This is a genomic window from Polyangium jinanense (assembly GCF_028435265.1).
GTDB lineage: Bacteria > Myxococcota_A > Polyangia > Polyangiales > Polyangiaceae > Polyangium > Polyangium jinanense.
In genome coordinates this window covers 25,342-38,213 of the sequence record NZ_JAGTJK010000078.1, presented here as the reverse complement: position 1 = coordinate 38,213, position 12,872 = coordinate 25,342, and the positions used below count along the sequence as shown (strand labels likewise).

General features: G+C 69.5%; 8 protein-coding genes. 6 read left to right on the top strand and 2 right to left on the bottom strand.

The genetic code is table 11. The features are described 5' to 3' along the window. Positions 1-270: 270 nt before the first annotated feature. Positions 271-1,602, bottom strand: coding sequence for a group II intron reverse transcriptase/maturase (gene ltrA / locus KEG38_RS50720; protein WP_272428142.1), 1,332 nt, complete (start codon positions 1,600-1,602; stop codon positions 271-273). 525 nt (positions 1,603-2,127) lie between these two features. Between ltrA and KEG38_RS50715 the strand changes: the two genes are divergently transcribed. Continuing rightward, positions 2,128-2,448, top strand: coding sequence for a four helix bundle protein (locus KEG38_RS50715; RefSeq protein ID WP_272428141.1), 321 nt, complete (start codon positions 2,128-2,130; stop codon positions 2,446-2,448). A gap of 126 nt (positions 2,449-2,574) precedes the next feature. Here the strand turns inward: KEG38_RS50715 and KEG38_RS50710 are convergent, their stop codons facing one another. Continuing rightward, on the bottom strand, positions 2,575-3,117 hold the full coding sequence (locus KEG38_RS50710; RefSeq protein ID WP_272428140.1) for an RNA polymerase sigma factor: 543 nt from the start codon (positions 3,115-3,117) through the stop codon (positions 2,575-2,577). 283 nt (positions 3,118-3,400) lie between these two features. Here KEG38_RS50710 and KEG38_RS56295 point away from each other — a divergent pair, with 283 nt between their 5' ends. The 5 genes from KEG38_RS56295 (at position 3,401) to KEG38_RS50690 (ending at position 12,871) form a co-directional block, all read left to right on the top strand. Further along, a complete protein-coding gene (locus KEG38_RS56295; protein ID WP_372518245.1) occupies positions 3,401-3,805 on the top strand; it encodes an endonuclease domain-containing protein in 405 nt (134 codons plus the stop codon). Between the two features lie 361 nt (positions 3,806-4,166). Then, positions 4,167-6,611: a serine/threonine-protein kinase gene (locus KEG38_RS50705; RefSeq protein ID WP_272428139.1), complete on the top strand. Its 2,445-nt coding sequence runs from the start codon at positions 4,167-4,169 to the stop codon at positions 6,609-6,611. Next, entirely contained in the window at positions 6,608-10,534 is a 3,927-nt protein-coding gene (locus tag KEG38_RS50700; RefSeq protein ID WP_272428138.1) for a serine/threonine-protein kinase, read from the top strand. The genes KEG38_RS50705 and KEG38_RS50700 overlap by 4 nt, the downstream gene beginning before the upstream one ends. Before the next feature lie 64 nt (positions 10,535-10,598). Next, positions 10,599-11,594, top strand: a complete 996-nt coding sequence (gene egtD, locus KEG38_RS50695) for an L-histidine N(alpha)-methyltransferase (RefSeq protein ID WP_272428137.1) — start codon at positions 10,599-10,601, stop codon at positions 11,592-11,594. After that, on the top strand, positions 11,591-12,871 hold the full coding sequence (locus KEG38_RS50690) for an SUMF1/EgtB/PvdO family nonheme iron enzyme (protein ID WP_272428136.1): 1,281 nt from the start codon (positions 11,591-11,593) through the stop codon (positions 12,869-12,871). The genes egtD and KEG38_RS50690 overlap by 4 nt, the downstream gene beginning before the upstream one ends. Position 12,872: the final 1 nt, after the last annotated feature.

The following is a 12,872-nucleotide window of genomic DNA, read 5'->3' as shown; positions in this document are numbered from 1 at the left end:
CATGCCGAGGAGCGAAGAAGGTCGGAGGAAGGCAACGGCGCACGTCAACGCGGCTACCGCCACACGGAAGCGCAGCGTAAAAACCGCGCTAAAGGCCTTGACGTCGGAGCTGCCTCATCGTCGCCGTCCTCCGCGCGCGGGCCCGGGACAGGGGTCCCCGTTCGGGGAAGGAGGTACCAAGTCGGGTAGGCCGGGGTCGATTACCCCCCGGCCCCCCACGGATCCGGACGTGCGGATTTCCCGCATCCGGCTCTTCGGGACACGGGTTCGCTACGCGAATTTGGAGTACGGGTGCACGATGCGCGGCGGCGGGAGCGGATATCGCTCAAGCAGTCGGTTCATGCGTTCCCAGGTCATGCGGGCCCGTTGCGAGCGACGGTTGAGCCACTTGCACCATGCCCGCTTCACCTCGTAGAGCAGCTTGCGGAGAGCTTTACCGTTCCCGGTGATCCCGTAGTACTGGTAGTGCCCTTGCACCTTCTGCCCCAAGGTTTCCTGCTGCACGCGGATATCGTCGTGACGGTGCACCTTGCACCATTCGGCGATCCGCTTGATCGCTCTGCGGAATCGGTCCTTGGCTGTCCTGCGCTTCACTATCCATTTTCCGGAGAGTGATCTTCCCCAGAAGTGCGTGAAACCCAGCAGGTCGAACGTTCCCGGCCCGCTCCGCTCGCTGCTGGGCAGGTGTCGGTCGGGACGACGAAAGTCGACCAGTCGCGTCTTGTCGGGATGCAGCGTCAGCCCAAACCTACCAAATCGCTTCGGCAGGACAGCCATTGCACGCGCCGCATCTCGTTTGTCGCTGAACAGCAGCACGGCATCGTCGGCGTACCGAAAAAGCCGTGCCGTCCCCGACAATCGCGGAAGCACCTCTCGGTGAAACCACGTGTCGAGTACCTCATGGAGGAAGATGTTCGCCAGGATCGGCGAGATCACACCTCCTTGCGGTGTGCCTGCGACGGGATACGACAGCTCCCCTCGTTCGAGCACGCCCGCATTCAACCATTTTCCGATGAGCCTCAGCAATACTCCATCGCGTACCCTGCGGACAAGGACGTCCCGCAACATTCGGTGTTCCACGGAGTCGAAGAACTTCCTGATGTCGATTTCCAGGACCCACCCGCCCCTCATGATCACAGCCTGCGGCTGAACGTCTGCCAACGCCTGATGCGCCGATCGCTTGGGCCGGAAGCCATATGAGCAGTTTAGAAAGTCTTGCTCGTAGATGGCCTCCAGCACCATGGCGACGGCGCGTTGCAGGACCTTGTCCTCGAAGGTAGGGATCCCGATCGGTCTCGTTTCTGACCCATTTCCCTTCGGGATGTGGACACGTCGCACAGGTGGAGCGCGGTAGGTTCCGGACTTCGCACGGTCGAGCAGCGACTGGAGGTTTCCCTCCAGGTTGGCCGCATACTCGTTCGCACTCTGCCGATCGATTCCCACGGCGCCGTCCTTGCGCGTGCGTCGGTAGGCTTCATGCAGCCAGACGATGTCGATGTTATGGGCGAGCGTCCGAAATGCCATATCGGGCGCTTCCCTCGCCTGCTTCGCTATCCGTTCGAGTTTCGTGGAGATGTTTGCGGAGGTCTGTGACTCCATCATCTTTCCCTCCAACGGTTCCGTTTCCCGGTGCCGTCCTTCGCTCAGCGGGGTCCCTTGGGCCGGTTCCCCCACGTCACTGCTCCTACTACGGCACTCCGACTCCCCGACACCCGTCGACCGCACGCTTCGTTGCCTTCGCGTCGGCCTACCCGCCGATTGGCGGGAGGTATCGGGGCCTCCCAGGTTCCTGGGAGACCCTTGCACACATGCCGTGCTCCTTGACCCCGGGCAGCCTCTGCGCCGGACCGATGGGCTCAGTTGCCCTGCTGACGCTTCGGTGTTGCCTTCCGCCGAACCAACGACGTCGGCCTGGCCCGCATCCTATTTCGGGGCTCGCTCACACGGCCTGCGTGCTCGCTGTCTACGCTTCGTCCCCGTCGTCGCCGACGGACACGCAAGACTCGCTTCCGGCTGGTGGTCAGCCTTGGCCGGGCGGCTACTGGTACACATTCGCCGCATGGGTCTCTTCGTGAGGTTTCTGTCTGTCGTTGCTTCCTCCTCACCCAGGCTTCGCCTGGCGCACTGGTGCTCAGGATCTACAGCGTCACGATCGAATTGCTGCGGCGGCTGCGGCCCATCATCGAGAAGATCGGCGGGAAGGATGCAAACCTGGCGGATCAGCTACGGCGCGCCGCCACAAGCGTGCCGCTGAATCTGCACGAGGGCGCGTATTCGCAGGGGCGGAACGAAAGGGCGCGGTGGCACACGGCCATGGGATCCGCTGCCGAGGTGCGCGCGTGCTTGGATGTAGCGGAAGCACTCGGGTACGTAGAACCGGTCGATGATGGGCTGCGCGATGCGCTCGACCATATCATCGCCACCCTGCACCGGCTGGCGCGGAGGTGATGCGTAAAGCGGGCCGTCCTTCGCCGGGCGGCCCGCCACTTTCACGGAAGCGGAAGCGGAGGCGGAGGCGGAGGCGGAGGCGGAGGCGCGTGCGCAGGCGCGTGCGCACGTGCGTGCGCAGGCGGATCAGGCGAGCGCGAGGGTTTGCAGGTGCCGTCGGGCGAGCGAGATGCGGGCGTAGGCGGTCTTCGTTTTGATGCCGAGCGCTTCGGCGATCTCCCGGATCGAACGGCCCTCCAGGTATGGCACGACCACCGCCCGGATGCGCGGGCCGATCCTCAAGAGGAATCGCTTGAGCCGGAAGAGCCCGTACGTCGCCAGCACGAGCGCCTCCGTCGACTCCGCTTCGTCTTCCCGCTCGGGAAAGTCATCCGAAAGGCCCGCGAGGACCTCCCGTTCGCAACGCACCAGCTTTCGATGGTTGCGCGCACGGTTGAGCCCAATCATCAGGAGCCACGGGCGCGCCTGCTCCGGCGTGACAAGACATTCAAGGCGTCGCCAGGCCGTAATGAAGACCTCCTGCACGACGTCGTCCACGTCGCGGGGAGGGATGGCCTGTCCGAGAAGGAGGCGGCGCAGGAAATCGCGGTGTTCCAGGTAAAGGCGCCCAAGCAGGGCGTGCGCCGCCGTAAAGTTTGCCGGCGGCGGATGGAGCGGTATCGTTGCCATACTCATGACTCCGGACTGTGCGGGGTTGTGGGGAGACGCCGGTCGGTGTTACCAGCACCGGCTGGCGTCGCTTGCTTTGTCTCATGGATTGCGGCCCGAGGCAATTGGAAAAGAGCGGATTGGTTCGTCGGCGGAGAACCCACGATCCGCCGCGAATGGGGCGAGGGCGTTGGAATGGGAGCTGTGATCCTGGGCTGAAAGTCCCTCATCCCCAGCCCCTCTCCCGTCCCGGGAGAGGGGATAATCGGCGAAACTCTCCGGCGCCCGGGGTCGATGGACAGGCATGGCCCGTCCTGTCCGCGCCCAAACGCACCGTGCCCGCGCCCTGCGTCGCTTCGCAACTCCTGCCGAGCGGTTCCTTTGGAGTCTTCTCCGGGACCGTCGTCTGTTCGGCGCAAAGTTCCGCCGACAACACCCGATAGGGCCCTACTTCGCCGACTTCTTTTGCAAAGAGGCCGGTCTCGTCATCGAGGCGGACGGCGCGCCTCACTTTCGAGCCCCAACGCGTGACGCCATTCGTGATGGCCAGCTCAGGTCGATGGGACTGACCGTCCTACGCTTCGAAAACCGCGAATTCCTCCTCGAACCCGATCGCGTCATCAATCGCATCCACGCGTGCTTGACCGCTCTCCTCCCCTCTCCCGGGACGGGAGAGGGGCTGGGGGTGAGGGAATCGCCCCGGAAGTGAGGTATGTCCCCGTTCCGCTCCCGCTTCAGCTGCAGCTCCCGCTTCAGCTTCAGCTTCAGCTTCAGCTCCCGCTACCGCCTCCGCCCCCGCCTCCGCCTCCGCTTCCGCCTCCGCCTCCGCCTCCGCCTCCGCTTCCGCCTCCGCTTCCGCATCCGCCTCCGCCTCCGCCTCCGCCTCCGCTTCCGCCTCCGCTTCCGCATCCGCCTCCGCCTCCGCCTCCGCCTCCGCCTCCGCCTCCGCCTCCGCCTCCGCTTCCGCCTCCGCCTCCGCCTCCGCTCTCGCTTCCGCATCTTTTCCCGCCTCGGCCCGCCCCCTCTCCGTCCCGCTTGCCTATCCTTCGCTGCATCGGCATCCTCTCGCCGTGCAGCCTGGAGACGTTGTCGGCGGTCGTTTCGTCCTCGAGCGTATCGCCGGCACGGGGGGCATGGGCTCGGTGTTCCGCGGGCTCGACCGTGTCACGCAGCAGCCCGTGGCCATCAAGGTCCTCGCGCAGCACGACCCTGAGGCCATCCGCCGCTTCGATCATGAGGCCAAGATCCTCGCGGAGCTCGGCCATCCCCATATCGTGCGTTACGTTGCGCACGGGGCCGCGCCCTCGGGCGCGCCGTGGCTCGTCATGGAATGGCTGGAAGGCAGGAGCCTCGCGTCACGCCTCGTCGAAGGACACCTCACGCAGGCTGAAGCCGTCCTCCTTGGGATCCGCATCGCCTCTGCCCTCGCGGCGGCGCATGCGCGCGGCATCGTCCACCGCGACGTCAAGCCGAGCAACGTCTTCCTCATCGGCGGCTCACCGGAGGCGGCAAAAGTCCTGGATTTCGGCCTCGCGCAGGCCGCCGCGGGCGGCGCGCGCCTCACCCGCACCGGAAGCGTCCTCGGCACGCCTGGGTACATGGCCCCCGAACAGGCCCAGGGCTCGCGCATCCGCGTCAATGCGCGGGCGGACGTGTTTTCCCTCGGCGCGCTGCTCTTCGAGTGCCTGACGGGCAAACCCGCGTTCGAAGGCGAGGGCGTCATGGCCATCCTCGCGCGCCTCCTCCTCGAAGATGCCCCGCGCGTGCGTTCGATCCGCCCCGACATCCCCCGCGCGCTCGACACACTCGTCGCGCGCATGCTCTCGCGCGTCGCCGAGGCTCGGCCCGCGGACGGCGCCGAGGTGTTGCGCGCCCTCGAGGGCATCGACACCGTTGGAGGTGAAAGGATCTCCGTCGTACCGGCCTTGCCCGAGGGGATCAGCGATCGCGAGCATCGCCTCGTCTGCGCGGTCGTCGCCGCGCCCGCCGTGGAGACGGCCGTGCGGCCTTCGAGCCCCACGCTGCGCACGCAGCTCCCTCGTTCGTCCTGGGACGACGTGCGGGTCATCGCGCGGCGGCACGGCGCTTCGCCCACGGAGCTCGCTTCGGGCACGCTTTTGCTCTCGCTCGACGGCGCCGCGGACGGGCCGGTGCGCGCCGCGCGTTGCGCCTTGGAGATGGCCGAGCTCCTCCTCGGCTTCCGGGTCGCGCTCGTCACGGGTCGGTCCGACGCGAGGCGTGATCTGCCGGCCCCCGAAGTCGTCGAGCGCGCGCTCGGTCTGCTCAAGCGCGGGTGCCGCACACCGGCCTTCGGGGTTCGGATCGACGATCGAACGCAAGCGCTCCTGCCCGCGCGGTTCGAGATCGAAGGCTCGCCCGACGACGCGCGTCTCCGCGGCGAGCGAAGCGATCTCGGCGAGCCGTGTCCTCTGCTCGGGCGTCCGTGCACGCTCATGGGCCGCAAGGGCGAGCTCGCGGTGATCCTCGATCTGCTCGAAGAAGGCCTCGACGAGCCGCGCGCGGCGGCCGCGCTCGTGGTCGCACCGGCCGGGCTCGGAAAGACACGCCTCGCGCAGGAGGTGGTCCGCTCGCTCGTGTCGAGCCGCCCGGATCTCGTGGTCGGCTACGGACGACCCGGCGTCGGCGCCGCCGATTTCGGGGTGATCGAGCCTGTGATCCGCGCCCTCTCGCCCTCGCTTTCCGCGAACGACGCGGCTCGCTTCGAGGAGCGAGCACTCGACGTTCTTCGTGCACGTGCGGAGGCGGGGCCGCTCTTGCTCGTGCTCGACGACGTGCAGTGGGCGGACGCGGCTTCGCTCGCGCTCGTGGATCAGGCGCTCGGAGAGCTCCCGGATCGCCCGATCGGCGTGCTCGCGCTCGCCCGACCCGAGGTGCGTGATCGCGCGCCGGGGCTCTTCGCACGCCGGAGCGTGCAGGAGATCCGCCTGGGGACGCTCTCGCAGCGGGCCTCGCGCGAGCTCTTGCGACGCGCGCTCGGGCCCGACGTGCCGGACGAGGAACTCGCGACGCTCGCGCAGCGGGCCGACGGACATCCGCTCTTCTTGCAGGAGCTCGCGCATGGCGCGACGGCCGTGACGCCGGAGGCGCTGCTCGCCGTGCACGGCCCCGCGATCGCCGAGCTCGCGCCGGCTGCGCGGCGGCTTCTCCGCGCGGCGGCCCTCGTCGGCGTCACGTTCTGGGAGGGCGCGGTCGTCACGCTGCTCGGCGGCGAAGCGGACATCACGCAGGTGCGGATCCAGCTCGGGGAGCTCGCGAAGCGCGAGGTCATCACGCGTCGGCGCGCGAGCAGCGCCCCGAACGACACCGAGTACGCGTTTAGCCAGCCCATGCTGCGCGAGGCGTTCCTGGCGACGTCGACGGAGGCGGACATCCGGCGAGGTCAGGCGCTCGCGGAGCGCTGGCTCGCGGGCTCGGGCGTGCGCGCCACGGGCCTCGCGGGGGAGGCCGACGCCTCCCTGGCCCTCGCGCTGAAGCAAGGTGGCACGAGGACATGAAGCGCGGCGACGTCATCGCCGGCCGCTTCGAGATCGAGGTTCGTGCAGGCGCCGGTGGCATGGGCACCGTCTACCGCGCGCACGACCGCGCGACCGGCTCGCCCGTCGCGCTCAAGGTCATCCACCAGCCGGCCTCGGACGCGACGCGCCGCTTCGACGTCGAGGCCCGCGCGCTCGCCGAGCTCTCGCATCCACACGTCGTCCGCTACGTGACACACGGCCTCTCCGAGGCGGGTTTTCCCTACCTCGTGATGGAGTGGCTCGAAGGCGAGGACCTCGCCACGCGGCTCGCGCGCGGGCCGCTCACGCTCGAGGAGTGCCTGCTCCTCGCGCGCCGCGTGGCCGCGGGGCTCGGCGCGGCGCACGCGCGGGGCATCGTGCACCGGGACGTCAAGCCCACGAACCTCGTGCTCGTGGGCCGCGCGATCGAGGGCGTCAAGCTCGTGGACTTCGGCCTCGCGCAGCTCGGGGCCATGTCCCGCAAGCTCACGCGGTCGGGCATGATCCTCGGCACGCCGGGGTACATGGCCCCCGAGCAGGCGAGCGGCGACGGCGCGCCGATCGATGCACGCGCGGACGTCTTCTCGCTCGGCGCCGTGCTCTACGAGTGCCTCACGGGCCGCCCGCCGTTCCAGGCCGACAACCTCATGGCCCTCTTCGCCAAACTCCTGCTCGAAGAGGCCCCGCGCCTCGCCGAAGCGCGGCCCGACCTTCCCCCGCGGCTCGACGTGCTCATGGCGCGCCTGCTCGCGAAGGACCCCACGTCGCGCCCGGCGAACGGCGCCGCTCTCGAAGCAGAGCTCGCCACGCTCGACGCGCTCGGCACCGAGGAGACGGACGAGGTCCCGACGCTCGCGGACGAACCCGCGGCGGCTGGCCTGACCGACGTCGAGGCGCGGTTCGTCTCGATCCTGGCCCTCCACCGCGAGCCCGTGAGCGGCGCGCTCGACGCGAAGGGCTCCACGGAGCGCTCGCAAGCCGACGTCGTCGCGGCCGTCCGGCACGAGGTCGCCCCGCTCGGCGCGCGCGTCGACGAGCTTCGCAACGGCGCGCTCGTGGTCACGCTCCTCGGCGCGGGCGAGCCCACGGATCGCGCCGCACGCGCGGCCCGCGCGGCCTTGCGACTCCGCGCGATCCTCCCCGACGCGGCGATCGCGCTTGCGACGGGCCGCGCCGAGGCCTCCGCGCGCCTGCCCGTCGGCGAGGTCGTCGATCGGGTCGCGGCCCTGCTCGAACGGGAGAACGTTTCGAGCACCAAACCTCCGGTCGATGTCCACATCGACGACGTCACCCGCGCCCTGCTCGACGCGCGCTTCGACGTCACGAGCACACCTTCCGGCCACCGCCTCGTCGCGGAGCGCCCCTCCGGAGAAGCCGCGCGCACACTCCTCGGAAGGCCAAGCCCCTTCGTCGGCCGCGACCGCGAGCTCCGCATGGTGCGCGACCTCGTCGACGCCGCGATCGAGGAAGAGCGCCCCTCCGCCGTGCTCCTCATCGGCGTGGCGGGCGCCGGCAAATCGCGCTTCCTCGCGGAGCTCGTCACGCGCCTCCGACAGGATCGCCCGGACGTCCTCGTGGCCCGCGGGCACGGCGATCTGCTCGGCCAGGGCTCTCCCTACGCGCTCCTCGGCTCCACGCTCCTCGGCGCGCTCGTGGACGCGCCCTTCGAAGGCCGCGCGCGTCTCGCCGCGTTCGTCCGAAAATACCTTCCCGAATCCGACGCCGAGCGTGTCTCCGAGCTCGTTGCCGAGCTCATCGGCCTCCCCTTCTCCGACGAGGCGAGCCCGCGCCTGCGCGCCTCGCGCCAGAGCCCTGCGCTCATGAAGGACCACGTACGCGAAGCCGTCGTGGATCTCCTCGCCGCGATGACCCGCCGTCACCCCGTCGTCCTCGCGCTCGAGGACGTCCAATGGGGAGACGCCGTCTCCTTGCGCCTCCTCGACGCGGCCATGCGCGAGCTCGGCAATCGCCCCTTCCTTGTCCTCGCCGCCGCGCGCCCCGAGGCCCTCACCCTCTTCCCGCGCCTCTTCGGGGATCGCTCGCACGAGGTGCGTCTCGCCGAACTGCCGCGCAAGGCAAGCGCGCGCATCACGCGCCACGCCCTCGGCGACGCCGCGCCTGCCGAGCTCGTCGACGCCCTCGTCGAGCGCGCCGCGGGCAATCCATTTTATCTCGAAGAGCTCGTGCGCGCCGTCGCCGAGGGGCGCGGGGGCATGCTGCCCGAAACCGTGCTCGGCATGATCGAGGCACGCCTCGGCGCCCTCGATCCGCCGGCGAGGCGCGTCCTTCGTGCGGCGAGCGTCTTCGGCGAATCCTTCTTCCGCGGCGGCATTCCGGCCTTGCTCGGCGACGACGCGCCCGACGAGGAGGAGCTCTCGGCCGTGCTCGCCTCGCTCATCGAGCGCGAGATCCTCGTGGCGCGGCGGGAAAGCCGGCTCGCCGGCGAGGAGCAGCTCGCGTTCCGGCACATGCTCCTCTGCGAGGGCGCCTATGCGATGCTCACCGAGCGGGATCGCGCCCTCGGCCACCGGCTCGCCGGCGAGTGGCTCGAAGCGCACGGCGAATGGGATCCCAAGATCCTCGCCGCGCATTTTGATCGCGGTGGCGACGCGGCGCGGGCGATCCGCCATTACGAGCGCGCCGCGCAGCATGCGCTCGGCGCGGGCGACGACGAGGCCGCGCTCGCCCTCGCCCAGCGTGGCCTCGCGCTCGGCGCCACAGGCGATCGGGCCGCCGCATTCCGGGCCATCCAGACCGACGCCTGGGCCTGGAATGGCGACTGGGCCCGCGCCTTCGCCTCGGCCGAGGCCACGTTGTCCCTTGCCACGCCGGGCACGACGAGCCATTGCCGCGCGCTCGGCAGCGCCATCACGAGCCCCATCCTTGCGGACAAACCCGACGTCCGCGCCACGTTCGTGCGCGACCTCGCCCGCGTGCAGCCCGAGCCTGCCGCGATCCCCGCGTTCGCCTGGGCCTACAGCGTGGCGATCATGCCGTACCTCTTCGGCGCCCAGCGCGAGCTCGCCGAGGCGCACCTCGCGCGCCTCGAGGAGGTCACGGCCCCCTTCCTCGACCGTGAGCCCTCCGCGGCCGGCTGGGTGAAAATGACCCGCGCCTTCTGGCAGCGCTACGTCCCGCGCGATTTCGCGGCCGCGCTCGCCCTCGACCGCGAGGCCCTCGCCCATTTCGAGGCCGCGGGCGACCGTCGATATGGCCCCTACGTGCAGATGCACGTCGGCCTCGACTGGTCCTACCTCGGCGCCTTCGAGCAGGCCGAGGCCGCCCTTGCGCGCGCCATGCAAAGCGCCGAGCCGGGCAGCATGATGGCGCTCGCGTCGCGCACCTACCTCGGCCGCGTCCTCTTGCTCCGGGGCCGCCCGGCCGACGCCATCGAGCCCTGCACGGCCGTCTACCAGGAGGCCGAGGCGCGCGGCGAACGCACGGTCGCCGTCAATACCGCGCTCCTCCTCGCCGAGGCGGCGCTCGCCGCGGGCTTCCTCGAAGCGGCCCGAACGCGTGCCCTCGCCCTCGAACCGCTCGTGCAAAGTTTACCCTTCGCGCGCGTGGCCCTCGCGGGCATCTGCGCTGGAATCGCGCTCGCCGAGGGCCGACCCGCCGAGGCCCTCGCGCTCGCCGAGCCCGCGCTCTCCGACAGCGCGCAGCGTGGCATGTACCATTTTGGTCACGAGCACCTCGTCCTCTCGCGCGTCGATGCCCTCCGCGCCCTCGGCCGGGGCGAGGAGGCGCGCGCGGCCGTCCTCTCGGCGCGCGCCGATCTTTTCCTGCGAGCGTCTCGAATCCCGGATCCGCTCCTTCGCCAAACCTTCCTCGAACGAATTCCGACCCACGCGGCCCTCCTCGCGCGGGCCGAGGAATGGCTTTCGCATCCCCCCGCTGCGCCCGCTTCGACGCTGGTGTCCTGAGCAAACGGCGCATCACGCCCGGCGCTCGGGATCCCGCCCCGCGGGCGCTGGAGGGTATTCGCGAATGGACGGATCGCCTGTCAGAAAGGCCGCACCCGAAGACCTCGCGCCACGCTCCTCCACGCGCCCGATCGACGAGGGCGCGGCGCTCCGGGCGAGCCTCCTCCAGGAGCTCCCGGAGATCCCGGCTCGATACCTCTACGACGACACCGGAAGCGAGCTCTTCGAGCGCATCACCCAGCTCTCCGTTTATTACCAGACCCGTACGGAGATCGCGATCCTGGAGCGTGCCGCGGCCGATATCGTCGCACACGCCCGTCCGCTCCACCTCGTCGAGCTCGGCAGCGGCGCGGGTCGGAAAATCCGGCTTCTCCTCGATGCCCTGCAGGCGGACGGGCAGGGCATCACCTGCACCATGCTCGACATCAACGAGCTCTTCTTGCTCCAGTCGATCGATCGCCTCTCCGCCGATTATCCGGAATTCGTGTTTCGCGGCGTCGTGGGCAATTTCATGACCGACCTCGGGCGCCTCGGCCCTGCGGGCGGACGCCTCGTCGTGTTTTTCGCCGGCACCGTGGGCAACCTCCACCCGGACGAGCGCCGCTCGTTCCTCGGCGAGCTCGCGCAGCGCATGGATGACTCGGACGCGCTGCTCCTCGGCGTCGATCTCGTCAAGGATCCGGCCCGGCTCGAAGCGGCGTACGACGATCCCGAGGGCGTCACGGCGGCCTTCAATCTGAACATCCTCTCCGTCCTCAATCGGAGGTTTGCCGGCAATTTCGATCCGACGGCCTTCCGGCACCGCGCCTTCTACGACCGGGAAAACGCCTGGATCGAGATGCGCCTCGTCGCGAGGCGCAAGAACAGGATCCGCCTCGGCACCATCGACCTCGATCTCGACCTCGACGCGGGCGCCGAGATCCGCACCGAGCTCTCCTGCAAGTTCACGCGCGCCTCGCTCGAAGCGTCTGCGGCCGAAGCCGGCCTCACGATCGATCGCTGGGACACCGACCCGGCCAACCTCTTTGCCCTCGCCCTGCTCCGGAGGCGTCGTTCGTGATTCTGCCTCTCGAATCGTTCTGGAAAGAAAAACTCGACACAACCTACAAACGCACGGACCTCCTGTTCAGCCTGCTCCCTCGGGATGCCATGCTCGAACGGCCGATCGGCCTGCGCCACCCGTTCCTGTTTTACCTCGGCCACCTCCCCGCGTTCGCCTGGAATCAGATAGGCCGGGGCGTGCTCGGGGCGGGGCACCTCGACGAAGCGTTCGACGTCCTTTTCGAACGGGGCATCGATCCGAAAGACGAGCCGAGCGCACGCCGGACGACCCTTGGCCAATGGCCCTCTATCTCCGCCGTGCTCGCCTATCGCGACGAGGCGCGCCGCGCCGTCCGCACACGCATTCCCGAGGTCCTCGGCCGCGCGGACGACCCCCTCTGCGAGAACGCGCGCATCCTGCACCTCGTGCTCGAGCACGAGCTCATGCATCAGGAGACGCTGCTCTACATGTTCGCGGAGTGCCGCCCGGGCCTGATCCAGCGCCCGAGGAGCATCGCCCCGCCCGGCTCCGGCCAGGGCCGCGCCGCCGAGCGCAAGCGCATTTCCGCGGGCGACGCCGTGATCGGCGCCGCCTGGAACGAGATCCCGTTCGGCTGGGACAACGAGTTTGGCCGGGCCACCGTCTCCGTCGGGGCTTTCTCCCTGGATTCGCTCCCTGTCCGAAACCTCGATTGGCGCACGTTCCTCCGAGCGAACGGCGATCCCCCGTCGCTCCGGCCCCGCTCCTGGATTCATAGCGGCGCTCGCCTGTTCGTCAAGACGGTGTTCGGCCCCGTGCCCTTCGAGGTCGCGGAAGGCTGGCCCGTGCAGGTCTCGGGCGAGCAAGCGCGGGCTTATTGCGCGCACCGCGGCGGGCGATTGCCGACGGAGGCCGAGCTCTGCCGCGCCGCCTATACGACGCCGGAGGGCGCCTATCGGCCCTATCCCTGGGGCGAGGCCGAACCCGCGCCTTCCCACGGCAATTTCGATTTCGCCCGTTTTTTCCCCTCGCCCACGGGCGCGCATCCGGCCGGGGCGAATGCGTGGGGCGTGGAAGAGCTCGTCGGCAACGGCTGGGAATGGACGAGCACGCCGTTCTCACCCCTCCCCGGGTTCGTCCCGTACGCCCGGACCTACGCTGGGTATTCGGCTGATTTTTTCGACGGCGAGCACGACGTCGTCTTCGGCGCCTCGTGGGCCACCGACCAGAAGCTCCTCCGCCCGAGCTTCCGCAACTGGTACCGGCGCACGTATCCGTACGCGTTCACGAGCTTCCGCGTGGCGTGGGACGATTGAG